Source organism: Rhodopseudomonas palustris (assembly GCF_003226555.1).
GTDB classification, from domain to species: Bacteria; Pseudomonadota; Alphaproteobacteria; order Rhizobiales; family Xanthobacteraceae; genus Rhodopseudomonas; species Rhodopseudomonas palustris_I.
The window spans coordinates 41,494-62,967 of the sequence record NZ_QKQS01000007.1 but is presented as its reverse complement, the minus strand read 5'-3'; the positions used below and the strand labels follow the sequence as shown (position 1 = coordinate 62,967).

Genomic DNA, 21,474 nt, shown 5'->3' with positions numbered 1-21,474 from the left:
CGATCACCTTATGCTGAAGCCCTTGGTTCTCCCCAGATGGGGACGGGCTCAGATTTTGCCACATCTGAAGGCTACAGCCGATTCTGCTGCACCGCGGCTCCGGTCCCCGACGGCTTCGGCGGGCGGCGCGCCCGTTGACAGGCCGGCCCTGTCACGCGAAATCATCAGCAAATTGGTATAGCTTGGCTGCATGATCATCATAGATTCCCTCCCCTTCCGGCATATCTGGACCCGCCCCTCGGCAGCCGCGACGGCGGTGTTGGCGTTTGGCGCGCTGCTGTGCGGCAGCGCCCCGGCCGCCGCCGACTTCCGACTGTGCAACAACACCTCGAGCCGGGTGGGAATCGCGCTGGGCTACAAGGACGTCGACGGCTGGACCACCGAAGGCTGGTGGAACGTGTCGTCGCGAAGCTGCGAGACGCTGCTGCGCGGCGCTTTGGTGGCCCGCTACTACTACATCTACGCGCTCGATTACGACCGCGGCGGCGAATGGTCCGGCCAGGCCTTCATGTGCTCGCGCGACAAGGAATTCACCATCAAAGGGACCGAGAACTGCCTGGCGCGCGGCTTCGACCGCACCGGCTTCTTCGAGGTCGACACCGGCGACCAACGGGCCTGGACCGTGCAATTGACCGAAAGCAACGAACAGAACACGCAAAAGCTGCCGGGACTGCCCGGAGCGCCCGGCACCGGACTGCCGGGCATTCCTCCGACGCCGGGCCGCACCGCACCCGCCACGCCTGGCGCGCCGGGCGAGGCCGGGACCAAGCCATGAGACGCCTGCGCCGGATCAAGATCCTCGCCACGCTCGGCCCCGCCTCCTCCGACAGCACCATGATCCGCAAGCTGTTCGAGGCCGGCGCCGACGTGTTCCGGATCAACATGAGCCATACCCCGCACGACAAGATGCGGGAGCTGGTGAAGACCATCCGTAACGTCGAAAGCAGCTACGGGCGTCCGATCGGTATCCTGGTCGACCTGCAGGGACCGAAGCTGCGGCTGGGCTCGTTCGCCAACGGTCCGATCCAGCTCAACAACGGCTCGAGCTTCGTGCTCGACTCGATCAAGGAGCCGGGCGACGAGACGCGCGTGTATCTGCCGCATCCGGAGATCCTGGCCGCGCTGAAGCTCGGCGACGCGCTGCTGCTGGACGACGGCAAGGTGCGGCTGATCTGCGAAGAGACCGAGGGTGATCGCGCGGTGACCCGCGTGGTGATCGGCGGCAAGATGAGCGACCGCAAGGGCGTCAGCCTGCCCGACACCGACCTGCCGATGTCGGCGATGACCAACAAGGACCGCGCCGACCTCGAAGCCGCCTGCGAAACCGGCATCGACTGGGTGGCCTTGAGCTTCGTGCAGCGCGCCGAAGACGTCGTCGAGGCCAAGCGGATGATCCGCGGCCGCGCCGCGGTGATGGCCAAGATCGAGAAGCCGCAGGCGATCGACCGGCTGGAGGACATCCTCGATGTCTCCGACGCGCTGATGGTGGCGCGCGGCGACCTTGGCGTCGAGATGCCGCTGGAACGGGTGCCGAGCCTGCAGAAGCAGATGACCCGCATGGCGCGGCGCGCCGGCAAGCCGGTTGTCGTCGCCACGCAGATGCTGGAGTCGATGATCTCGAGCCCGGTGCCGACCCGCGCCGAAGTCTCCGACGTCGCCACCGCAGTCTATGAAGGCGCCGACGCGATCATGCTGTCGGCCGAATCCGCCGCCGGCAAATATCCGGTCGAGGCGGTGTCGACGATGAACCGGATCGGCGAAGAGGTCGAGCGCGATCCGCTGTATCGCGGCGTCCTGACCGCGCAGCGGCCGGAGCCTGAACCAACCGCAGGCGACGCCATCGCCGGCGCGGCGCGCCAGATCGCCGAAACCCTCGATCTGTCGGCGATCATCTGCTGGACTTCGTCCGGCTCGACCGCGCTGCGCGTCGCGCGCGAGCGGCCGAAGGTGCCGGTGGTCGCGATCACGCCGAACCTCAACACCGGGCGGAAACTGTCGGCGGTGTGGGGCGTGCATTGCGTCGTCGCCGAAGACGCTAAGGATCAGGACGACATGGTCGACCGTGCCGGTCGCATCGCGTTCCGCGACGGCTTCGCCAAGTCCGGCCAACGCGTGATCATCGTCGCCGGCGTCCCGCTCGGCACCCCCGGCGCCACCAACATGGTCCGCATCGCCTATGTCGGGCCCAGCGATACGGATGTGTGACTCAGGCTCTGCGATTAGAAACTAACCGGTCGTCATTCCGGGGCGCCGCGTAGCGGCGAGCCCGGAATCCCGAGATGTCCTGCCTCAGCCTAACAACCTCTGGATTCCGGGTTCGCAGGCTTCGCCTGCGCCCCGGAATGACTGAAGAAGAGCTCAGCTCACCAGCTTGGCATCCAGCGTGATCTTGGTATTGAGCAGCTTCGAGACCGGGCAGCCGGCTTTGGCCTTGGCGGCGCAGTCCTGGAAGGTCGCGTCGTCGGCGCCGGGGATCTTGGCGGCCAGCGTCAGGTGGATCGCGGTGATGGCGAAGCCGTCGCCCTGCTTCTCCAGCGTGACGTCCGCCTTGGTTTCCATCTGCTCGGCGGTGAGCTTGGCTTCGCCGAGGATCAGCGACAGCGCCATGGTGAAGCAGGCGGCGTGCGCGGCACCGATCAGCTCTTCGGGGTTTGAGCCCGGCTTGCCTTCGAACCGACTGGCGAAGCCGTAGGGATAATCCGACAGCGCGCCGCTCTTGGTCGAGATCGCGCCCTTGCCGTCCTTGATGCCGCCCTGCCACTTCGCCGAACCGGATGTCGTGCTCATGCGGTGCTCTCCTGTGCTGCCGTCGATGATCAACCGCAGCCCTATCGGCCGCGGCAGCGGAGACTGGATGTAGGAATGTCCGGCCGCATTGAAAGGACGAGCGCGCCAAAGCGCGTCAGATGTCGCGGCCTTCGACCTTCTCGGACAGCGTCTTGACGAGGTCCGGCACCTTATCGAGATGCGGATTGAGCGCGAGCGCCCTGCGGAACGCATCGAGCGCGCGTTTGTCGTCGCCGAGTTCCTGCATGATCATGCCGAGCCCGGCCAGCGCGCCGAAATGGCGCGGTTCGCGCGCCAGCACCTGCTCGATGTCTTCGAGCGAGCGCATGTAGTCGTTCTGCAGATAATAGATCGTCGCGCGCCGGTTCCAGCCTTCGACGTAATCCGGCCTCAGCTCGAGCACGGCATCGAGCAGCTTCAGCGCGACGCCATATTGCTTGGCGTCCATCGCCACTTTCGAGCGTGCCATCAGCAGCGCGGTGGTGTCGCTGCTGGTCTGGCTCCACAACGCCCAGATCCGGCCCTCGACATGCTTGGCGCTGGCTTCGTCCGGCGCAGCCTTCAGGGCGCCGAACAGGAAATCGAGTCCCTTGGTGCGGTCGGTCGGCACTCGTGGCAGCTTCTCCGGCGGGGCCGGCGGCTGAGCCAGAGGTTTCTCCAAGGGATGCTTGGGCCCGTCGGGCGCCTGCGCCCGCGCCCCGCTCGGCGCACCCAACAGCAACGCGCCAACTGCCAGCGCGCAAGGGAAAATCCGCAAATGTCGGGGGACGAGCACCATTGCGACAGTCTAGACACGACAAAGCGCGCTGCAAAGCAGCGCGCGCGTCACAGCGGCGTGAAATGCTAGGCGCGAGGCCGCGAAGCGGCCCGTCGCGATCAGCCCTGGCGGGCCTTGAAACGGCGCTGGGTCTTGTTGATGACGTAGAGCCGGCCCTTGCGGCGAACCAGACGGTTTTCGCGGTGGCGGGCGAGCAGCGACTTCAGCGAGTTACGGACCTTCATGGGTCTATCCTGACTGTTTGAAAGGCCGTGACAACTGGCCGAATGCAAAACACTAAAATCCCGCTGGCGGAAGCCCGCCCGGGACGGTGTCTATCTATCCAGCGACTCCCGGCCTGTCAATCGATCCGCCGCCGGAACCCGCAAGGCGTTGCGGAAAACCCGGCCACCACATCGTAGCCGAGCGCCGCACGGGTGCGCCACCCCGCGCGTGGAACCGCTTCACAGCTCCACAAAATAATTATAGACCATAATCAATTCGCCACCGCCAAGAAGGCGAGCAAACGCCCGAAGGAAACGCCAGATGCTCAATCCCGACGATCTCGTCGCCATCGACATCCACACCCACGCCGAGGAGCCGTGCGGCTGCCACGCCGACGACGGCTACGACGACTTCCAGGCGCGCATGGCCGAGTATTTCGGCTCGCCCAACAAACACCCGCCGACCGTGCCCGAGACCGCCGCGTATTATCGCGCCAAGAAGATCGCCGCGGTGATCTTCCCGGTCGACGCCGAGCGCGAGACCGGCTTCCGCCGCTACAACAACGACGAAATGATCGAGATCGCGAAGGCGAATTCCGACGTACTGATTCCGTTCGCCTCGATCGATCCCCACAAGGGCAAGCTCGGCGTGCGCGAGGCGCGGCGCCTGATCGCCGACTACGGCATCAAGGGCTTCAAGTTCCACCCGACGATGCAGGGCTTCTACCCCAACGACCGGCTCGCCTACCCGCTGTACGAAGCGATCCAGGAAGGCGGCGCGATCGCGCTGTTTCACACCGGCCAGACCGGCGTCGGCTCCGGCATGCCGGGCGGCATGGGCATGCGGCTGAAGTACTCCAACCCGATGTATATGGACGACGTCGCCGCCGACTTCCCCGACATGAAGATCATCTTGGCGCACCCCTCCTTCCCCTGGCAGGAAGAGGCGCTGTCGGTGGCGACCCACAAGCCCAACGTCTATATCGACCTGTCGGGCTGGTCGCCGAAATACTTCCCGCCGATCCTGGTGCGCTACATCAACACCATTCTGCAGGACAAGATGCTGTTCGGCTCCGACTGGCCGGTGATCACGCCCGACCGCTGGCTGTCGGATTTCGCCAAGCTCGAGATCCGCGACGAGGTGCGGCCGAAGGTGCTGAAGCACAACGCCCGCAAGCTTTTGGGGATCTGAGCTTGTCACCTCTCCCCGCGCGCGGGGAGAGGTCGGCAGGCATCGTCAGATGCATGCCGGGTGAGGGGGCGTCTCAGCCAGGCCGAGACTCAGTGCTCGCGCCGCCCCTCACCCCAACCCTCTCCCCGCTAAAGCGGGGCGAGGGAGCCGGCCGCAATCCTTGCACCGCTTCCCGAAGCAACGCGCCCGCGCTTCTCATCGCTCGAACACTGAGATAGCGTCGCTCTACCAACAAAATTGCAGCAACGACCGAGAGCCCCCATGCCGATCAAGGCCGTCGTGTTCGATGCTTACGGCACGCTGTACGATATCCAGTCCGTCGCCGCGGTCACCGAGACCGAGTTTCCCGGCTACGGCGAGGTGATCACTCAGATCTGGCGGATCAAGCAGCTCGAATACACTTGGCTGCGCTCGCAGATGGGGACCTACGAGGACTTCGCGGTCGTCACCCGAGATTCGCTCGCCTACACGCTCGATTGCCTCGGCATCGAAGCCGGCGGCGGTGCGTTCGAGCGGATCTTCGCGAAGTATCTCGATCTTGCGCTCTACCCCGAAGCGCTGACAGCGCTGGATGCGCTCGCGCCCTGCAAGCGCGCTATCCTGTCCAACGGCAGTCCGGACATGCTCGGCGCCCTCACCCGCAACACCGGGCTCGACCGTGCGCTCGACGACGTCATCAGCGTCGACGCCGCGAAGGTGTTCAAACCGCATCCGCGCGCCTATGCGCTTGCCGAAGCGCGGCTCGGCTTGACGCCACGCGAGATGCTGTTCGTCTCGTCGAACCCATGGGACGTCGCCGGTGCCAAGGCGTTCGGCTTCACCGTCGCCTGGATCGAACGTGTCAGCCGCGACGCGATGGCACGCGAGCTGCGGCGCCCGGGACCGCTGCCGCCGCAGACGTTGTTCAAGGCGCTGCGCACGCAGATGGACGTGCTCGGCTTCGAGCCGGACCATCGCATCGGATCGCTGACGGCGCTGGCGGAGATCGTGGCCGGCGGCTGAACCGCGACCGCAGCGGCCCAAGTTTGCCCGCGGCGGGCGATTCCGGCATATCGGGCGCAAAGGCCGGCACAGATCGCTGGTCGAAGGAGCCGCATGAGTCTGGAATCCGTTCGCGCCTGGTTCGCCCAACAGGCCCCCGACATCGCCGTCGAGGAATCGACGATGAGTTCGGCCACCGTGCCGCTTGCCGCCGAAGCCTATGGGGTGCCGCCGGAGCAGATCGCTAAGACGCTGTCGCTGCGCGTCGGCGAGCGCGTGGTGCTGATCGTCACCAGCGGCACGATGCGGCTCGACAACAAGAAGGCCAAGGCGCTGCTCGGCGGCAAGCCGAAGATGCTCGGCGTCGACGAAGTCGCCGATCTCACCGGCCACGAGGTCGGCGGCGTCTGTCCGTTCGGGCTAAAGGAACCGCTGCCGATCTATTGCGACCTGTCGCTGCGACAATTCGACGTCGTGGTGCCGGCCGCCGGCTCGATCCACAGCGCGGTGCGGATCGCGCCGCAACGGATGGCCGAGCTGGTCGGTGCCGAATGGGTCGACGTCTGCGAAGCGCGTGATTGACGGCGAGCCTGCGATCGGTTCTCCGCCGTCGCAGCAACGATTAGTCTGCGCGGCGCGGTCGCCGCCATGTAGTTCCGCAACGCGCCATTCGATCCCTTCGAAAAAGGATCGGGCCGACGGGCTTGACATCGAGCGCCGCGCGCTGGACCCTGTCGCCAACGAAAAATACGGACAGCAGAGCAACAGACGGGAAAACCCGCGGGCGCTGCGATCCATCTGGGGGGACACATGCTGGGCAGACTGCTCGGTTACGCATCGGCGTTGCTCGCTTGGCTCGGCGGCATCGCACTGGTGCTGATGATGCTGCACATCGCGGCGGACGTCGTTGCTCGCTACATTTTCAATGCACCGCTGCACGGGACGGTTGAGATCGTCTCCGCCTACTACATGGTCGCCGTGGTGTTTCTGCCGCTGGCGATGATCGAGCGCGCCAACGGCCACATCGTCGTCGAGCTCGCGACCCAGCATTTCCCGAGCAAAGTCCAGGACATGCTGATCGGCGTGGTGGCACTGCTGTCGGCGGCCTATTTCGGCGCGTTCGCCTGGCAGACCGGCGGTGACGCCATCAAGAAATACGAAATCGGCGAACAAGCGCTCGGTACCGTCGCGGTCACGGTGTGGCCGACGCGATTCTTCCTGCCGATCGGCTGCGGCATGATCGCGCTGGTCCTCGTCTACAAAGCGGTCCGGCTGTTCAGGGGCGATCGCAAGGTCCTGCAGCCTCACGTCGCGCGCGAAGCGATCGAATAACAAGAAGCCGAGCGCAGGGGGACGCCGAGAATGGATGATCTGACGCTGAGCGGGGTCGTGCTCGGCCTACTGATCGTGGCGATGCTGTTGCGGGTGCCGGTCGGCGTCGCCCTCGGCGGACTGTCGTTCGCCGGAATCTGGGCGATGCTCGGCCCGCGCGTCGCGTGGGGCACGCTGACATCGATGCCTTACGATTTCATCTCGCACTGGACGCTGAGTTCGGTGCCGATGTTCCTGCTGATGGGCTACATCTGCTTTCACTCGCAGCTCACCGACGGCCTGTTCCGGGTGGCCCGGGCCTGGCTGTCGTGGATGCCGGGCGGACTCGCGGTGGCCTCGGTCGGCGCCGCCGCCGGCTTTTCGGCGGTCACCGGCTCGTCGCTCGCCTGCGCCGCCGCGATGGGGCGGATCGCGATCCCCGAAATGCTCCGCAGCAACTATCAACCGGGCCTCGCCGCCGGCACCGTCGCAGTCGCCGGCACGATCGGCTCGATGATTCCGCCGAGCATCCTGCTGCTGGTCTACGGCATCTACGCCGAGCTGCCGATCAGCAAGCTGTTCATCGCCGGCGTGGTGCCCGGGCTGCTCACCGCCGTGCTGTACGCCGCGATGATCGTCACCCGCGTCAAGCTGAACCCGTCGCTGGCGCCGCGGATCGACGAGAAGGTCACCTGGGCCGACCGCTTCGGCGCGTTCCGCGGCACCTGGCCGGTGCTGGTGCTGATCTTCGGTGTGTTCGGCGGCCTGTTCGGCGGCGTCTTCACCCCGACCGAAGCCGGCGGCATCGGGGCGCTGCTGGCGTTCGTGATCGGCTTTGCTCAGCGCACCCTGACCTGGGACAAGATCAAGCTCGCCATCACCGAGACGCTGGTCACCACCGGCTCGATCTTCATCATCGCGATCGGCGCGTTGCTGCTGACCCGGTTCCTGGCGCTGTCCGGCTTCACCGATTTCATCTCCGGCGTCGTGATCGAGGGGCAGATCTCGCCGATGATGCTGGTGCTCGGCACCATGGCGGTGCTGCTGTTCCTCGGCTGCTTCCTCGATCCGATCGGCATCATGCTGCTGACGCTGCCGGTGTTCCTGCCGGCGGTCGAGAAGCTGCACGTCGACCTGATCTGGTACGGCATTCTGCTGACCAAGCTGCTCGAGATCGGGCTGATCACCCCGCCGGTCGGGCTCAACGTCTTCGTCATCAAGGGCATCGTCGGCGACACGATTCCGATCGAGACGATCTTCCGCGGGATTCTGTGGTTTCTGGTCGCCGACCTGATCTGCGTCGCGCTGCTGGTCGCATTCCCGCAAATCGCCACCTACCTGACCACGCTGGTCAACTAGCCGGAGCAGCCGAAGGACGTACCCAGGACGGCGCAAAGCCGCACACCACAAGCACAGGGAGAAACGACATGAAGACAAAATGGATGGCCGCGACCGCACTGGCGTTCGCGTTCGCACTCGGCGCCTCGGGCAGCGCCTCGGCGGTGACGCTGAAGGCGGTGCACTATCTGTCGCCGAAGCACCCGGTCGGTCTCGGCTACGAGACCTTCGCCGAAGAAGTGAAGAAGAACACCAATGGCGAAGTCACCGTCCGCATCTTCCCGGCCGAATCCCTGCTCGGCGCCAAGGCGATCTCCGACGGCATTCGCGACCAGGTCGCCGACGTCGGCTTCGCCACCATGAGCTACACCCCGTCGTATTATCCCTACGGCGTGATGCTCAACGACCTGGCGATGGTCGGCGAGAACGACATGGCGGCCGCGATGGCGATCACCGAATTGTTCAACCTGCACTGCAAGCCGTGCCTCGCCGAATACACCAAGCAGAATCAGCTGTTCGGCAGCGGCATGAGCACCGCCCCCTACGTGCTGATCGCCAAGAACGACATCAACTCGCTCGACAAGATCAAGGGCAAGAAGCTGCGCGCCGGCGGCGCGCTATGGGACCGCTTCGCCAAATCGGTCGGCGCCACCGGCGTCAACGTGCCGTCGTCCGAGATGTACGAGACGCTGTCGCGCGGCATCATCGACGCTGCGGTCTATGCGGTCGGCGGCCTCAAGACCCACGGCCTCGCCGACACCGCCGGCCAAGTCGTTTTGCTGAATCTCGGCTCGTTCCGCTCCGGCAATCTGTATTCGATCAATCTCGACACCTGGTCGAAGATGACGACGCCGCAGCGCGCCGGAATCCTCAAGGCGATCCCGGTGGCGGTGGTCAAGACCGTCAACGAATATCACGCCGGCGACAAGGCTGCACTCGAACTCGCCAAGGAGAAGAAGGTGCCGGTGGTGCAACCGGACCCGGCGCTGCTCGCCGCGCGCAAGGACTTCGTCGAGAAGGATCTGCCCGGCATCGTCGACGCCGCCAAGAAGAAGGGCATCGAGAACGCCCAGGAATTCGTCGACAAGTATAAGGAGCTGCTGGCGAAGTACGAGAAGCTGATCGGCCCGATCGAGAACGATCCGAAGAAGCTCAGCGACATGTTCTACAACGAGGTCTACGCCAAGCTCGATCCGGCGACCTTCGGCGTGAAGAAGTAGCGGCGAGACGCCTCTACTCGGCCCAAACGCGAAACTCGACCCGAACGCGAAAGGGGCGGCCTCGCTGCGCAGGCCGCCCCTTCTTTCAATTGGCAGATCAGGCGTCGTCCGCTCACCAGCGGCGCCAGCCATGATGCCGCCCATACGGCCGAGGACCGTAGAATCGCGGACCGTAATAACGCGGGCCGTAGAATCGGGGACCGTAGTAGCCGTACGCGCCGTAATAGTTCGGCCGCCACCAGCATCGGCCCCATTGGTTACAGACGTAGCGAACCTGATCGACCTGGGCAGATGTGCGGCCGGCGACCTGCGCGGTGCCGGGAAGACCGTTCGGCATCGCCGCCGACGCGATGCCCGGAGCGAACGCAACCGCGCCCAGAGTGGCAGCGGCAGCAACGGCGAGTTTCAGTCTCATCGAACAACCTCCTTCGGATCGAGAACCATCAGAACTGTCCCGACCTTAGGAAGTTGCAGCTGAACGAGCGCTGACGAACGAGTTCATCTAGATGAACTCGAATTAAGGTGTGCGACGTAAATTGGGATCTGCCGCGGCACGCGAGGACGCTGAAGCCGACTCAAGCGGCCTTGCGCGCCTCCGCTCCATCGCGATGGAGCGTGCGAAGGAAAGCGCGCACCGCATCGCCGAGCGAGCTGGCCTGCTGCGCCAGCGTCCCGGACGCCGACAGCGTCACCTCGGCGTGCTGTTCAGTCTCGCTGATGTTGCTGCCGACGCTTTGGATGTTCCCCGAGATGTCGCGAATGCCGGCGAACGCCTCTTCGATGTTGCGCGCGACCTCGCCGGTCGCGGCCGTCTGCGCCTCGACCGCGAGCGCGACCTGATGGGTGATGTCGTCGACCTCGCCGATCGAGCGACCGATGCCGGAGATGGCGTCGACTGCGGCGCGGGTAGTCTCCTGCACTTCGGCAATGCTGCGCGAGATGTCGCGCGTCGCATTCGCGGTCTGCTCGGCGAGCGACTTCACCTCCTGCGCCACCACCGAGAAGCCCCGCCCCGCCTCGCCGGCGCGCGCCGCCTCGATCGTTGCGTTGAGCGCCAGCAGGTTGGTCTGGGACGCGATCTCTTCGATCAGTTGCACGATCGCGCCGATCCGTTCGGTGGCGGTCGACAGGCTGCCCACAGTGTCGCGGGCATGATCGGACGCGGCGACTGCCGCCTGCGCGATCGTCGCCGAACGGTTCACACTGCCGAGGATCTCGTTGGCCGAGGCGGTCAGTTCGGCGGTTGCCGCTGCCACCGTCTCCATATTGGTCGACGCCTGCTCGCTGGCCGCGGAGACCGCGAGGGTTCGATCGCGCGTCGCGCTGACGCCGCGGCTGAGGCTGCCGGCGGTCTCGCCCATATTGCTGGAGGCGGCGCCGACCGCATCGATCACCGTGCCGATCGCGGTCTCGAATTCCGCGGTGTTGGCGTTGAACGCTGCGACGCGCGTCTCGATCGCCTGCATCGCCTCGTTGATGGTGCGGCTGGCGATCAGCAGCGAGCCGCGCAGCCCCTGCGGCAGGATGTGGCGATAGTATTTGTCGTCGCGGATCGCCGCCATCGCCGCACTGGATTCGCGTACGAAGGCGTCACAGCGGTCAATCATGTCGTTGAAGCGGTCCTGCAGTTCGAGCAGGCGGCCAGCGTCACGACACCCGATCAACCGCGCTTCGAAGTCGCCGTCCGCGATGCGGCCGCAGACCTGGTCGATCTGGGTCAGCATTCGGTTCAGCCGCATCAGCATCGCGGCCACGCCGACCGCGCCGATCAGCGAGGCCCCCAGGCCGATCTGTTGGAGCAGCGGCACGCCGAGCACGAGCCCGGACAGAGCAGCCAGCGTGCCACCGACAGCGACGACGACAAAGACGCCGGCCTTAAAGAGAGAAGACGAGTTGATCATAGGAAATGTTCTTCGACCTGACGAAATCGATCATGTGCTGATAGCCGGCCGCCAATGCGTCCTTGCCGTTGCGATGCTGCGCTTCCTGCGCAAGCAGCTCGGCATAGACCGGCTCCAGCGCGGCGACGACCCGGCGCTCCGGCACGCGGCGGTTGGAGTGATAGCCGATCACAGCCCCTGCGGCATCGAACGACGGCGTGACGTGCGCGAACACCCAGTAGTGATCGCCGTGTTTCGTCATATTCTTGACGTAGGCGAAGATCTCACGGCCCTCGGCGAGGGTGTCCCACAAAAGCTTGAATACGCAGCGCGGCATGTCGGGATGCCGCACGATCGAATGCGGCTGGCCGAGCAATTCGGCTTCGCTGTAGCCGCAGATGTCGGTGAACACGCGGTTGGCGTAGGTGATCCGGCCTTTCAGGTCGGTCTTGGACACGATGATATCGTCGGCGTCGAAGAACACTTCAACGCCCGTGGGCTTGACGGAAGAAGTCACGGCGAATTCCGGTTCAGCGGCTGAGAACTGCTTGCACGGACACTGATCAAGGCCCCGGTCCGGCTACGCAAAGCTACGAGGCAGGTCTTAATAGTTAGTTCGCCCAACTAGCGACCGGACTGCCCATCCGCGGCAATGAAAGCCGACGTACTTCGATCTTCCGGTCAAACGGACGTCATACTATCAACTCGAGTTGTAGTATTTTTCCTGACAAGAGCGAGTTGCCGTCCGGGCGTCACCGATTGTCGTTCTGACGACGGCCGATGCCCGCGATCAAAAGGAAGGCAACAACCAGGCTGGCGAGATTCAACGCCCACTCCCGAACCGATGCAGCGGGCAATCCCAGGCCGCGCATTGTCGCGATTCCGAGAACAGCGGCGATCACGATCGCCGCGACGCCGGCTCCGACGAGGCGTCCGACGTTATTTCGCGATAGCTTCGGCATCGGCCATTTTGGCATCTGAAGACGTCCACATGTAAGGACTTGGCCGGTCCGCCTGCGCGGCTCCGAGCATCGCGGCGACGACACTCGGCCGCACAGCCCAACGCGCCGTAGCGAACCCGGTTCCAACACCGAAACCTGCCGCTTCGTCGCGGAAAAGCAGGGTCGGCCCCGCCCAACCGATTCTTAATATCCGGTTGCTAGATCAAGGCGATGCCGCGTCGTGTCCGACACGGCGGGTTCGGGGAAACGCTTTGGCCGTCATGGACTCTCCACCAGCAACGCCCCTGGCGACGCTGAAGGCGCGCCTCACCGCCCTGTTCGGAGGCTCCAACGAAGCCTCGCTCACCACCCGGCTCGCCGGCACCATCTTCCTGATCCGCGTGGTCAGCGCCGGGCTGGCCTACGGCGCCCAGATCCTGCTGGCGCGATGGATGGGGGCGTCGGACTACGGCATCTACGTCTATGTCTGGACATGGGTGCTGCTGCTCGGCTCGATGCTGGATTTCGGCATCTCCGCCTCGGCGCAGAAGATCATCCCGGAATATCGCGCGCGCGGCGAGCTCGACCGGCTGCGTGGTTTTCTGTCCGGCAGCCGCTGGGGCACCCTGGCGGCCTCCAGCCTGATGTCGCTGCTGCTCGCCCTGCTGGTGTGGGCGCTGTCGCCGCTGATCGGCGACGCCACGGTGCTGCCGCTGTATCTCGGCTGCCTGACGCTGCCGGCCTTCGTGGTCGCCAATACCCAGGATGGCATCGCCCGCACGCACGATTGGATGCGGCTCGGGCTGATGCCACAGTTCATCATCCGCCAAGCTCTGATCATCGGCTTCACCGCCGGGCTATTTGTGCTCGGCTTCGACCTGGGCGCGGTCGCGGCGATGGCGGCGAGCTGTGCGGCGGTCTGGATCGCGATGCTCGGTCAGATGATCGCGCTGAACCGCCGGCTCGCCGATTACATCCCCGCCGGACCGCGGGCCTACGACGTCCGCGGCTGGCTCGCCACCTCGTTGCCCATCCTGCTGGTCGAAAGCTTCTATCTGCTGTTGTCCTACACCGACGTGCTGGTGCTGCAGCAGTTCAGCACGCCGGAAGAGGTCGGCATCTACTATGCGGTGGTGAAGACGCTGGCGCTGGTGTCGTTCATTCATTACGCGATGTCGGCGAGCACCGCGCACCGCTTCACCGAATACAGCGTCGCCGGCGACAATGTGCGGCTGGCGGCCTATGTGCGCCATGCGATTCAGTGGACGTTCTGGCCGTCGCTGGCGGCGACGCTGGCCTTGCTGGCGCTCGGCAAGCCGCTGCTGTGGCTGTTCGGGCCGCAGTTCACCGCCGGCTACGGCATCATGTTCGTCGCCGCGATCGGCCTGATGGTCCGCGCTGCGATCGGGCCGGTGGAACGGCTGCTCAACATGCTCGGCCACCAGCACGTCTGCGCCCTCGCCTATGCGCTGGCGTTCGCAGTCAATCTGGCGTTGTGCCTGATCCTGGTGCCGCGCTTCGGCGGCTACGGCGCCGCCGCCGCCACCTCCGCGGCGCTGACCTTCGAAACCGTGCTGCTGTTCTGGATCGTCCGCAAACGCCTCGGCCTGCACGTGCTGGCGTTCGGGACGAACACGCGCTGAAGACAGTCTGAGCCGTTTCCGACGCGCCCCAGAGGCGGGCGGCAGATTGACATTTGTCTATACAAATGCCTATTTTAGATAAAGGCTTCCGATGGAAGTGCCGACTTTGATTGGGATCTCGGCAATCGCGCCAAATGCGCCAAGCACGGCGTGACAGTCGCGGAGATCGAAGGCTTATTCCGCGGACCGATCAGCGTGTTTCCCGATCCGGCGCATTCCTCATCCGAGGATCGCTTCAAGGCCATCGGCCGGACCGAAACGGGACGGATGGTGTTCGTGGTGTTCACGCTCAGGACGCGTTCCGGTCGAACGCTAATTCGCCCGATCGGCGCCCGCTATATGCACGCCAAGGAAATCGCCGCCTATGAAGAAGAAGCTGCCAAAGCTGGAAAGTGATGCCGAGGCGGAAGCCTTCGTCGCGAAGGCCGACCTCGCTGATTACGACCTGTCGGGCATGGTCACCATGCAGTTCGAGATGAAGCCGAAAGACAAGTCGGTCAACCTCCGACTGCCGGAACAACTTCTGTCCGCGGTGCGCCAGCAGGCGAAGGCCGCGGGTGTCCCCTATCAACGCTACATCCGGATGGCTCTGGAGCAAGCGGTGCAAAAGCGGGCGAAGAGATAGTCGCAAGCATCAAGCGGCGCCGACTTTCGAAGCCGTGCTGCTGTTCTGGATCGTCCGCAAACGCCTCAGCCTTCACGTACTCGTTCGGCAGCAAAGGCTAGATTAAGCGGTCTGCCGGCTGCTGACCGCCTCATCGCCTCATGCTATAGTTTCAAAATGAGCGCGGACAACCTCGAGGCTTTGATCAAGCGGGCGGAATCCTGGCCGGAAGCGGCGCGGGAGGAACTGGCCGCGGTGGCTCGCGAGATCGAAAGCGAGCTTCAAGCCGACCGGTATCACGCAAGCGACGAAGAGCTGCGGATCATCGATGCTGCCGCCGCTACTCTCGACACGGGCGAACAGGCCACCGACGACGAAATCCGAATTGCGTTCGCTAAGTTTGGGCGATGAAGGTCGTCTACTCCCGGCAGGCTCTCGCCGACCTCGACCAGATCTCCGCCTATTACGGCAAGCACGCAAGTCAGAGAGTTGCCCGATCGATCGGCGCGCGGATCGAAAACGTGATCGCTCGAATAGCATCGGCTCCCGATTCGGCCCCCAGGGTCGCACAACGTCCCGGCATTCGATCGGCAGCCGTTGTGCGCTATCCGTTTCGGGTTTTCTATCGCGTGCGAGACTCCAAGATCGAGATCCTGCACATCCGTCACCGCGCGAGCGCCGATGAAGCAGGGCGATTAGGCGCCCTGCTCATCGACCGACATCGTCACCGGCTTGACCGGGCGATCGGTCATCCCAGAGTCCTGATGCTCTGGGAGACGTGATGTTGCGAACGGGCAGATCGACAAAAATGGTAAGCGCCCGCGCCGAACCCCGCCTTATGCGGCAGTCCAGCCGCCGTCCATCGACAGGTTGGCGCCGGTGATCTGGCTGGCGTCGTCGCCGCAGAGATAGACTGCGAGGGCGGCGACCTGCTCTGGCGTGACGAACTGCTTGGTTGGCTGGGCAGCGAGCAGGACGTCGTTGATCACCTGCTCCTTGCTGAGGCCGCGCGCCTTCATGGTGTCGGGGATCTGCTTTTCGACCAGCGGGGTCCAGACGTAGCCGGGCGAGATGCAGTTGCAGGTGATCTTGTGGGTGGCGAGCTCCAGCGCCACCGTTTTGGTCAGGCCGGCGATGCCGTGCTTGGCGGCCACATAGGCCGACTTGAACGGCGATGCCACCAGCGAGTGGGCCGAGGCGGTGTTGATGATGCGGCCCCAACCGCGCTTCTTCATCCCCGGCACCGCGGCGCGGATGCCGTGAAACGCCGACGACAGATTGATGCCGATAATCGCGTCCCACTTCTCGATCGGGAAGTCCTCGATCGGAGAGACGAACTGGATGCCGGCATTGTTGACCAGGATATCGACCGATCCGAAGGTGGTCTCGCCGAGCTTGATCATCTCGGCGATCTCGGCCGGCTTCAGCATATCGGCCGGCGAATACACCGCCTTGACGGCGAAGTCGCTCTCGATCGCCTTGCGCTCCTTCTCGATCGCGTCAGCTTCGCCCATGCCGTTGATCACGACGTTGGCGCCGGCCTTGGCAAAGGCGCGCGCATAGCTGAGCCCGATCCCCGAGGTCGAGCCGGTCACGACCGCGGTCTTGCCTGTCAGATTCGTCATTATCCGCTCCTGTTCGCGAAGTTGAGAAAGCGGCGCAGAACAGGCCGCTTATTCGAAAGCATCCCGGGTGAGGTCCCAGGTCACCATGGTCTCGCCGTCCTGCGGCGCCCGCTGCCAGCTCTGGTCGCGCATCGAGACGTAGACGTCCTGCTCGCCGGCCTTCCAGTGCTCGGCCATGTTGAGCCGGGAGAAATCGTAGTCCTTCGACGACGCCTCGTAATCCCGCTTACGATAGATCAGATGCACGACAGTGACGGTGTTCTCCTGCGCCGCCTTGTGCAGGATGGCGTAGGCCGGATCGTCGCGCAATTCCGCGGGCAGCCGGTCGATCAGGTCGCGCAGCGCCTTGCGGGTGTTGTGGATCATTTTGTTCTTGTCGGTATTCAGCCGAGTGCGACTTGAATAACGGATGTCCTTCTCGCGCTCGGCGGCCTCCAGCAGCGTCTCCGGCAACCGGCCGCGGGCGCTGAACAGGTCGACCTGGAAGATCAACAGATCGTCGCGCTGCTCGCAGTCGAGCACGTAGTCGAGCGGCGTGTTGGATGCGACACCGCCGTCCCAATAATGCTCACCGTCGATCTCGATCGCCGGAAAGCCGGGCGGCAGCGCGGCCGAGGCCATGATGTGCTCGGGGCCGATGGTCTGCTTGGTGGTATCGAAATAAACGAAATTGCCGGTGGCAATGTTGACCGCACCGACGCTGAGACGGATGCCATTAGTGTTGAGGCGGTCGAAGTCGACCAGCCGCTCCAGTGTCGAACGCAGCGGCGCGGTGTCGTAGTAGCTGAGATTGGACGGCTTGCCCGACGGCAGCAGGTGCGTCGGCGGAAACCGCGGCGTGAAAAAGCCCGGCACCCCGAAGGTGGCGATCACCGCCGCCGAGGTCTCGTTGAACAGCGAATGCACGTGGTCGTCGTGCAGCAGCGGCTGCCACGGCACCGGCGACGACGCCATTTCCCAGAACTGCTTCAGCTTATCGACGCGCTGCTCGCGCGGGTTGCCGGCGATGATCGCGGCGTTGATGGCCCCGATCGAAATGCCGGCGAGCCATTGCGGTTCGAAATCGTGATGGCACAGCGCCTGATAGGCACCGGCCTGATAGGCGCCGAGCGCGCCGCCGCCCTGCAGCACCAGCACGCGGCGTGCGTCGCAGGGCCTCGCGGCCTTCCTTTGCGGTGTCGGGTCCATCCGGTCGATCACACCTCGAGCAAGAACGCCGGAAACTTGGTGATGCGGGGCGCCAGCGTCAATTGCGCCAACGGCGCAGCGGGATCACGCCCGGTTTATCGTGGCGTGTCGGTGGAAGCGAGGATCATGGTCCAGAACACCTTGTATTTGGTGCCCGGCGCATAGCTGGCGGCGATGCCGATACGGTCGACGCCGGCCTTCAGCATATTGGCGCGGTGGGGCGGCGAATCCCGCCAGCCCGAAAACGCTTCCGCCAGCGTGTGATAGCCGGCCGAGACGTTCTCGACCGCGATCGCCGCCGGATAGCCGGAGGCGTTCAGCCGCTGCGCCAGAGGCGCCTTGACGTCGTGGTCGAGCTTGTTGCGCCTCGCCATGGTCGAGGACTGGTCCTCGGCGAGCTTGGTCAGCGCCGGATCGACCGTCACCGGACCGAGGCCGTTGTTCTGGCGATATTGCGAGATCATGACGGCCGCCGCCGCGACGTCGACCCGGGCACCTTCGTGCGCCATGCTCTGATACATCGACGGCTTGTCGACCGACGGTGCGACATCGCCGGCACAGCCTGCCAGCACCAACAGGCCGAGAACGGCCATCACCCCGCGAAACATTGTCCAGATTCCCCATTCGCGCGCGATCGGCACTGCCGGCCCGTCACCGGCTCACGCCGCGCCGGCCAGTTGTTGCACGTCAACAGTGGCTGAAAGGTGAAGATAGGACCGGCAGGAAAGCGCGTCCGGGGCCTTGAAACGGCAACGGCCCGGACTTGCGTCCGGGCCGCGAGCGGTCGCCGTGGAGGTTCAGGCGGCGGCCGCCGACTTCGAGGTGGGGACCGACGAAATCGTCTTCAGAACCTGGGACGCGATCTGGTAGGGGTCGCCCTGCGAGTTCGGGCGGCGGTCTTCCAGATAGCCCTTGTAGCCGTTGTTGACGAAGGAGTGCGGCACGCGGATCGACGCGCCGCGGTCAGCGATGCCGTAGGAGAACTTGTTCCACGGCGCAGTCTCGTGCTTGCCGGTCAGGCGCATGTGGTTGTCCGGACCGTACACCGCGATGTGGTCGTCGAGATTGGCCTCGAACGCCTTCATCATCGCTTCGAAATACTCCTTGCCGCCGACTTCGCGCATATAGGCGGTCGAGAAGTTGCAGTGCATGCCCGAGCCGTTCCAGTCGGTGTCGCCGAGCGGCTTGCAGTGGAATTCGATGTCGATGCCGTACTTCTCGGTGAGACGCAGCATCAGATAGCGGGCCATCCACATCTGGTCGGCGGCGGTCTTCGAACCCTTGCCGAACACCTGGAATTCCCACTGGCCCTTCGCCACTTCGGCGTTGATGCCTTCGTGGTTGATGCCGGCGGCGAGGCAGAGATCGAGATGCTCTTCGACGATCTGGCGGGCGATGTCACCGACGTGCTTATAGCCGACGCCGGTGTAGTACGGGCCCTGCGGCGCCGGATAGCCGGCCTCGGGGAAGCCGAGCGGGCGGCCGTTCTTGTAGAAGAAGTATTCCTGCTCGAAGCCGAACCAGGCGCCTTCGTCGTCCAGAATGGTGGCGCGGGTGTTGGTCGGGTGCGGGGTGACGCCGTCCGGCATCATCACTTCGCACAGAACCAGGATGCCGTCCTTGCGCGCAGCGTCCGGGTACATCGCGACCGGCTTGAGCACGCAGTCCGAGCTGTGGCCTTCGGCCTGCAACGTCGACGAGCCGTCGAATCCCCACAGCGGAAGCTGCTCGAGCGTCGGATAGACCTCGAATTCCTTGATGGTGGTCTTGCCGCGCAGGTTCGGCGTCGGCTTGTAGCCGTCGAGCCAGATGTACTCGAGCTTGTACTTGGTCATGCGGTCCTCTCGTTGGAGATGCCATCGGCGTTCGTCCCGACGGCGGACCCGGAACCGCACCCGGCGGCCTTCGGTCCTGCGAACATGAAGCATTTAATATGCCAGAATGAGCCAAATCGCCGCAGGCGTGACAGCCGCGGCGTCGCGGCCACTTCTGCGCAAAAGAGAGGCGCGGCCTCTCGCCGCCACGAGCCGCAAAACGCCCGATTCCTCCGTATTTCCCCGCATCCATGGCGGTGAACAAAATTAACCCCTCGGGCGCACGATTTTCTCGGGAAAGGGGAATGCGCAACCAAGCCATCCCGGCCGCGTTGCATCAGTCCAGTGCCGCGTTCGGCAGCAGACGGGTGAGTGCGCAAAGAATCGCCAATGACTGGTTCTTTGTTGATCATTCTGCCTGCACGCGGAGCAATCGCGTTATCATCCGTTGCGACGCGCGGCCGGACCGTCCGTCGAGCCAGCTTCATCGACACGAAGGAGAGAAAGGAGAGATCGCGTGAGCAGCCTGAATCAGACCTCCGCCAAGATCTACCAGTTCCCGGTCGGCGGCCGGGATGGAGACAAACGCAGCGCGCTGCCGAGCAGCGAAGCGGCGTCGAATCCGGCCAATATCCTCACCTGCTCGAGCTGGTATCACGAGATCGCGATGCTCGAAGAGCAGTCCACCAAGCGGCCATGACGCCGCAACTTGAGCGGCACTGCCGCCACCAGCACAGCGACTGACGAAGGGCCGGCGGACGCGTTCGGCCCTTTTTGCTGCGGGCTGGCGCGGTGGCCGTCAGACGCCGAAGATCGACCAGCCCATGCGCTTGGTCAGCGCCTCCAGCGCGACGCGGCCGAGATGGGAATTGCCGGCGGCATCGAGCCCGGGTGCCCACACCGCGATCGAGGCTCTGCCCGGCGCGACCGCCAGCACCCCGCCGCCGACGCCGCTCTTGCCCGGTAGGCCGACCCGGTAGGCGAATTCACCCGAACCATCATAGTGGCCGCAGGTCAGCATCAGGGCGTTGATGCGCCGGGCGCGCTCGCTCGACACCACGTTATGACCGGTCGACGGGTTCTGGCCGCTATGCGCCAGGAACCGCCCGGCCATCGCCAATTGCCGGCAGCTCATCGCAATCGCGCAGTGATGGAAATAGACGCCGAGCGTGTATTCGACCGGATTATCCAACACCCCGAACGATTTCATGTAATTGGCGAGCGCGGCATTGCGAAACCCGGTGCGCTGCTCGGACCTGGCCACCGCCTCGTCGATCGCGATCGAGGAATCGCCGGCCAGGAACTGCATGAAGCGCAGGATCTCGCCGAGCGCCTCGCGCGGCTGGTGGCCGGACAGGATCAGATCGGTGACGGCGATCGCGCCGGCATTGATGAACGGATTGCGCGGGATGCCGCGCTCGTGCTCGAGCTGCACGATCGAGTTGAACGCCGAGCCCGACGGCTCGCGGCCGACCCGGTGCCACAGCCGGTCGCCGGCCTTGCCAAGCGCCAGCGTCAGCGTGAACACTTTCGAGATGCTTTGGATCGAGAACGGCACATCGGAATCGCCGGCGGCGGCAACGTGGCCGTCGGCGTCGATCACCACCAGCCCGAAGCGCCGCGGATCGACCCGCGCTAGCTCCGGAATGTAGCTCGCCACCTCGCCGCGGTCCGCCCGCTGCGCCATCTCGTCGGCGATTTCGGCAACGACACGGTCGAGAAGCTGATTGCTCATGGCGGCGGAGAGAAGGACAAGCTCGGCGGGAACGCAAGGCCAAAGAGGAAGCAGGATTGCGTGCAGGCAGGGACATCGCCGCGAGCAAAGCCGGCTCCTTCTCCCCGCGCGCGGGGAGAAGGGTGGGATGAGGGGGCGTCGCGCCGAGGCCGAGCGCCCTGCCATCGATGACATCCAGTCCAGCCAGTTGAGCTAACGCTCTGACTCGTGGAGATGCCCCCTCACCCGACCCGG

Annotated in this window: 27 protein-coding genes; 15 read left to right on the top strand and 12 right to left on the bottom strand. The window is 64.8% G+C overall.

The window, feature by feature from the left end:
* Window positions 1–190: 190 nt before the first annotated feature.
* Together DNX69_RS04960 and pyk are read left to right on the top strand one after the other, a co-directional pair.
* On the top strand, window positions 191–775 hold the full coding sequence (locus DNX69_RS04960; protein WP_110784918.1) for a DUF1036 domain-containing protein: 585 nt from the start codon (window positions 191–193) through the stop codon (window positions 773–775).
* Window positions 772–2,205 (top strand): pyruvate kinase, encoded by a 1,434-nt coding sequence (gene pyk, locus DNX69_RS04955; protein WP_110784917.1) that lies wholly within the window; start codon window positions 772–774, stop codon window positions 2,203–2,205. Before DNX69_RS04960 ends, pyk begins: the two co-directional genes overlap by 4 nt.
* Before the next feature lie 153 nt (window positions 2,206–2,358).
* Here pyk and DNX69_RS04950 read toward each other — a convergent pair whose 3' ends face one another.
* The 3 genes from DNX69_RS04950 to ykgO form a co-directional block, all read right to left on the bottom strand.
* Window positions 2,359–2,787, bottom strand: coding sequence for an OsmC family protein (locus tag DNX69_RS04950; protein ID WP_110784916.1), 429 nt, complete (start codon window positions 2,785–2,787; stop codon window positions 2,359–2,361).
* Between the two features lie 115 nt (window positions 2,788–2,902).
* Complete coding sequence (locus DNX69_RS04945; RefSeq protein ID WP_110784915.1) at window positions 2,903–3,565, bottom strand: tetratricopeptide repeat protein; 663 nt, start codon at window positions 3,563–3,565, stop codon at window positions 2,903–2,905.
* Between the two features lie 98 nt (window positions 3,566–3,663).
* Window positions 3,664–3,789, bottom strand: coding sequence for a type B 50S ribosomal protein L36 (ykgO, locus tag DNX69_RS04940; protein ID WP_013504065.1), 126 nt, complete (start codon window positions 3,787–3,789; stop codon window positions 3,664–3,666).
* Between the two features lie 301 nt (window positions 3,790–4,090).
* Between ykgO and DNX69_RS04935 the strand changes: the two genes are divergently transcribed.
* The 6 genes from DNX69_RS04935 (at window position 4,091) to DNX69_RS04910 (ending at window position 9,810) form a co-directional block, all read left to right on the top strand.
* Complete coding sequence (locus DNX69_RS04935; RefSeq protein WP_110784914.1) at window positions 4,091–4,960, top strand: amidohydrolase family protein; 870 nt, start codon at window positions 4,091–4,093, stop codon at window positions 4,958–4,960.
* A gap of 261 nt (window positions 4,961–5,221) precedes the next feature.
* A complete protein-coding gene (locus DNX69_RS04930) occupies window positions 5,222–5,962 on the top strand; it encodes a haloacid dehalogenase type II (RefSeq protein WP_110784913.1) in 741 nt (246 codons plus the stop codon).
* A gap of 93 nt (window positions 5,963–6,055) precedes the next feature.
* Complete coding sequence (locus tag DNX69_RS04925; protein WP_110784912.1) at window positions 6,056–6,523, top strand: YbaK/EbsC family protein; 468 nt, start codon at window positions 6,056–6,058, stop codon at window positions 6,521–6,523.
* 228 nt (window positions 6,524–6,751) lie between these two features.
* Complete coding sequence (locus DNX69_RS04920) at window positions 6,752–7,273, top strand: TRAP transporter small permease (protein ID WP_110784911.1); 522 nt, start codon at window positions 6,752–6,754, stop codon at window positions 7,271–7,273.
* A 30-nt stretch (window positions 7,274–7,303) separates the two neighbouring features.
* Entirely contained in the window at window positions 7,304–8,611 is a 1,308-nt protein-coding gene (locus DNX69_RS04915; protein WP_110784910.1) for a TRAP transporter large permease, read from the top strand.
* 68 nt (window positions 8,612–8,679) lie between these two features.
* Window positions 8,680–9,810, top strand: a complete 1,131-nt coding sequence (locus DNX69_RS04910; RefSeq protein ID WP_110784909.1) for a C4-dicarboxylate TRAP transporter substrate-binding protein — start codon at window positions 8,680–8,682, stop codon at window positions 9,808–9,810.
* Window positions 9,811–9,922: 112 nt separating this feature from the next.
* On the opposite strand, the gene DNX69_RS04905 is transcribed toward DNX69_RS04910, so the two are convergent.
* From DNX69_RS04905 to DNX69_RS04890, 4 genes are all read right to left on the bottom strand, one after another.
* Window positions 9,923–10,225: a hypothetical protein gene (locus DNX69_RS04905; protein WP_110784908.1), complete on the bottom strand. Its 303-nt coding sequence runs from the start codon at window positions 10,223–10,225 to the stop codon at window positions 9,923–9,925.
* A gap of 160 nt (window positions 10,226–10,385) precedes the next feature.
* A complete protein-coding gene (locus DNX69_RS04900; protein ID WP_110784907.1) occupies window positions 10,386–11,711 on the bottom strand; it encodes a methyl-accepting chemotaxis protein in 1,326 nt (441 codons plus the stop codon).
* Window positions 11,686–12,207, bottom strand: a complete 522-nt coding sequence (locus tag DNX69_RS04895) for a PAS domain-containing protein (protein ID WP_110784906.1) — start codon at window positions 12,205–12,207, stop codon at window positions 11,686–11,688. The genes DNX69_RS04900 and DNX69_RS04895 overlap by 26 nt, the downstream gene beginning before the upstream one ends.
* Before the next feature lie 235 nt (window positions 12,208–12,442).
* Window positions 12,443–12,652, bottom strand: coding sequence for a hypothetical protein (locus DNX69_RS04890; RefSeq protein WP_234826855.1), 210 nt, complete (start codon window positions 12,650–12,652; stop codon window positions 12,443–12,445).
* A 260-nt stretch (window positions 12,653–12,912) separates the two neighbouring features.
* Here DNX69_RS04890 and DNX69_RS04885 point away from each other — a divergent pair, with 260 nt between their 5' ends.
* The 5 genes from DNX69_RS04885 to DNX69_RS04865 all read left to right on the top strand — a co-directional run bounded on the left by DNX69_RS04885 (window position 12,913) and on the right by DNX69_RS04865 (window position 15,660).
* Window positions 12,913–14,274 (top strand): lipopolysaccharide biosynthesis protein, encoded by a 1,362-nt coding sequence (locus DNX69_RS04885; protein ID WP_110784904.1) that lies wholly within the window; start codon window positions 12,913–12,915, stop codon window positions 14,272–14,274.
* 78 nt (window positions 14,275–14,352) lie between these two features.
* On the top strand, window positions 14,353–14,670 hold the full coding sequence (locus tag DNX69_RS04880; protein WP_110784903.1) for a BrnT family toxin: 318 nt from the start codon (window positions 14,353–14,355) through the stop codon (window positions 14,668–14,670).
* Window positions 14,639–14,899, top strand: a complete 261-nt coding sequence (locus tag DNX69_RS04875; protein WP_110784902.1) for a BrnA antitoxin family protein — start codon at window positions 14,639–14,641, stop codon at window positions 14,897–14,899. Before DNX69_RS04880 ends, DNX69_RS04875 begins: the two co-directional genes overlap by 32 nt.
* A 156-nt stretch (window positions 14,900–15,055) precedes the next feature.
* Window positions 15,056–15,289, top strand: a complete 234-nt coding sequence (locus tag DNX69_RS04870; RefSeq protein ID WP_110784901.1) for a hypothetical protein — start codon at window positions 15,056–15,058, stop codon at window positions 15,287–15,289.
* Window positions 15,286–15,660 carry a type II toxin-antitoxin system RelE/ParE family toxin gene (locus tag DNX69_RS04865; protein ID WP_110784900.1) on the top strand — a complete coding sequence of 125 codons (375 nt, stop codon included), beginning with the start codon at window positions 15,286–15,288 and terminating at the stop codon, window positions 15,658–15,660. The genes DNX69_RS04870 and DNX69_RS04865 overlap by 4 nt, the downstream gene beginning before the upstream one ends.
* A 54-nt stretch (window positions 15,661–15,714) precedes the next feature.
* Here the strand turns inward: DNX69_RS04865 and DNX69_RS04860 are convergent, their stop codons facing one another.
* The 4 genes from DNX69_RS04860 to DNX69_RS04845 all read right to left on the bottom strand — a co-directional run bounded on the left by DNX69_RS04860 (window position 15,715) and on the right by DNX69_RS04845 (window position 19,526).
* The gene (locus DNX69_RS04860; RefSeq protein WP_110784899.1) at window positions 15,715–16,503 is read right to left on the bottom strand and encodes a 3-hydroxybutyrate dehydrogenase; all 789 of its coding nucleotides are present in this window, start codon (window positions 16,501–16,503) and stop codon (window positions 15,715–15,717) included.
* A gap of 48 nt (window positions 16,504–16,551) precedes the next feature.
* Window positions 16,552–17,691: a DUF3734 domain-containing protein gene (locus DNX69_RS04855; protein WP_110784898.1), complete on the bottom strand. Its 1,140-nt coding sequence runs from the start codon at window positions 17,689–17,691 to the stop codon at window positions 16,552–16,554.
* 95 nt (window positions 17,692–17,786) lie between these two features.
* Window positions 17,787–18,299, bottom strand: a complete 513-nt coding sequence (locus DNX69_RS04850) for a CAP domain-containing protein (RefSeq protein WP_110784897.1) — start codon at window positions 18,297–18,299, stop codon at window positions 17,787–17,789.
* A 189-nt stretch (window positions 18,300–18,488) separates the two neighbouring features.
* Window positions 18,489–19,526: a glutamine synthetase beta-grasp domain-containing protein gene (locus DNX69_RS04845; RefSeq protein ID WP_110784896.1), complete on the bottom strand. Its 1,038-nt coding sequence runs from the start codon at window positions 19,524–19,526 to the stop codon at window positions 18,489–18,491.
* 284 nt (window positions 19,527–19,810) lie between these two features.
* Between DNX69_RS04845 and DNX69_RS26025 the strand changes: the two genes are divergently transcribed.
* Both DNX69_RS26025 and DNX69_RS04840 read left to right on the top strand, forming a co-directional pair.
* Window positions 19,811–20,026, top strand: coding sequence for a hypothetical protein (locus DNX69_RS26025; protein ID WP_133255971.1), 216 nt, complete (start codon window positions 19,811–19,813; stop codon window positions 20,024–20,026).
* On the top strand, window positions 20,023–20,205 hold the full coding sequence (locus DNX69_RS04840) for a DUF2735 domain-containing protein (RefSeq protein ID WP_110784895.1): 183 nt from the start codon (window positions 20,023–20,025) through the stop codon (window positions 20,203–20,205). Before DNX69_RS26025 ends, DNX69_RS04840 begins: the two co-directional genes overlap by 4 nt.
* A 99-nt stretch (window positions 20,206–20,304) precedes the next feature.
* Here the strand turns inward: DNX69_RS04840 and DNX69_RS04835 are convergent, their stop codons facing one another.
* On the bottom strand, window positions 20,305–21,240 hold the full coding sequence (locus tag DNX69_RS04835; protein ID WP_110784894.1) for a glutaminase: 936 nt from the start codon (window positions 21,238–21,240) through the stop codon (window positions 20,305–20,307).
* Between the last annotated feature and the right edge of the window lie 234 nt (window positions 21,241–21,474).

Coding starts and splice junctions, on each gene's coding strand:
- pyk (WP_110784917.1), top strand. CDS start 772: ATGAGACGCCTGCGCCGGATCAAGATCCTCGCCACGCTCGGCCCCGCC.
- DNX69_RS04915 (WP_110784910.1), top strand. CDS start 7,304: ATGGATGATCTGACGCTGAGCGGGGTCGTGCTCGGCCTACTGATCGTG.
- DNX69_RS04910 (WP_110784909.1), top strand. CDS start 8,680: ATGAAGACAAAATGGATGGCCGCGACCGCACTGGCGTTCGCGTTCGCA.
- DNX69_RS04845 (WP_110784896.1), bottom strand. CDS start 19,526: ATGACCAAGTACAAGCTCGAGTACATCTGGCTCGACGGCTACAAGCCG.
- DNX69_RS04935 (WP_110784914.1), top strand. CDS start 4,091: ATGCTCAATCCCGACGATCTCGTCGCCATCGACATCCACACCCACGCC.
- DNX69_RS04885 (WP_110784904.1), top strand. CDS start 12,913: ATGGACTCTCCACCAGCAACGCCCCTGGCGACGCTGAAGGCGCGCCTC.
- DNX69_RS04865 (WP_110784900.1), top strand. CDS start 15,286: ATGAAGGTCGTCTACTCCCGGCAGGCTCTCGCCGACCTCGACCAGATC.
- DNX69_RS04960 (WP_110784918.1), top strand. CDS start 191: ATGATCATCATAGATTCCCTCCCCTTCCGGCATATCTGGACCCGCCCC.
- DNX69_RS04925 (WP_110784912.1), top strand. CDS start 6,056: ATGAGTCTGGAATCCGTTCGCGCCTGGTTCGCCCAACAGGCCCCCGAC.
- DNX69_RS04905 (WP_110784908.1), bottom strand. CDS start 10,225: ATGAGACTGAAACTCGCCGTTGCTGCCGCTGCCACTCTGGGCGCGGTT.
- ykgO (WP_013504065.1), bottom strand. CDS start 3,789: ATGAAGGTCCGTAACTCGCTGAAGTCGCTGCTCGCCCGCCACCGCGAA.
- DNX69_RS04875 (WP_110784902.1), top strand. CDS start 14,639: ATGAAGAAGAAGCTGCCAAAGCTGGAAAGTGATGCCGAGGCGGAAGCC.
- DNX69_RS04900 (WP_110784907.1), bottom strand. CDS start 11,711: ATGATCAACTCGTCTTCTCTCTTTAAGGCCGGCGTCTTTGTCGTCGTC.
- DNX69_RS04860 (WP_110784899.1), bottom strand. CDS start 16,503: ATGACGAATCTGACAGGCAAGACCGCGGTCGTGACCGGCTCGACCTCG.
- DNX69_RS26025 (WP_133255971.1), top strand. CDS start 19,811: ATGCGCAACCAAGCCATCCCGGCCGCGTTGCATCAGTCCAGTGCCGCG.
- DNX69_RS04945 (WP_110784915.1), bottom strand. CDS start 3,565: ATGGTGCTCGTCCCCCGACATTTGCGGATTTTCCCTTGCGCGCTGGCA.
- DNX69_RS04950 (WP_110784916.1), bottom strand. CDS start 2,787: ATGAGCACGACATCCGGTTCGGCGAAGTGGCAGGGCGGCATCAAGGAC.
- DNX69_RS04850 (WP_110784897.1), bottom strand. CDS start 18,299: ATGTTTCGCGGGGTGATGGCCGTTCTCGGCCTGTTGGTGCTGGCAGGC.
- DNX69_RS04890 (WP_234826855.1), bottom strand. CDS start 12,652: ATGCCGAAGCTATCGCGAAATAACGTCGGACGCCTCGTCGGAGCCGGC.
- DNX69_RS04870 (WP_110784901.1), top strand. CDS start 15,056: ATGAGCGCGGACAACCTCGAGGCTTTGATCAAGCGGGCGGAATCCTGG.
- DNX69_RS04930 (WP_110784913.1), top strand. CDS start 5,222: ATGCCGATCAAGGCCGTCGTGTTCGATGCTTACGGCACGCTGTACGAT.
- DNX69_RS04920 (WP_110784911.1), top strand. CDS start 6,752: ATGCTGGGCAGACTGCTCGGTTACGCATCGGCGTTGCTCGCTTGGCTC.
- DNX69_RS04835 (WP_110784894.1), bottom strand. CDS start 21,240: ATGAGCAATCAGCTTCTCGACCGTGTCGTTGCCGAAATCGCCGACGAG.
- DNX69_RS04855 (WP_110784898.1), bottom strand. CDS start 17,691: ATGGACCCGACACCGCAAAGGAAGGCCGCGAGGCCCTGCGACGCACGC.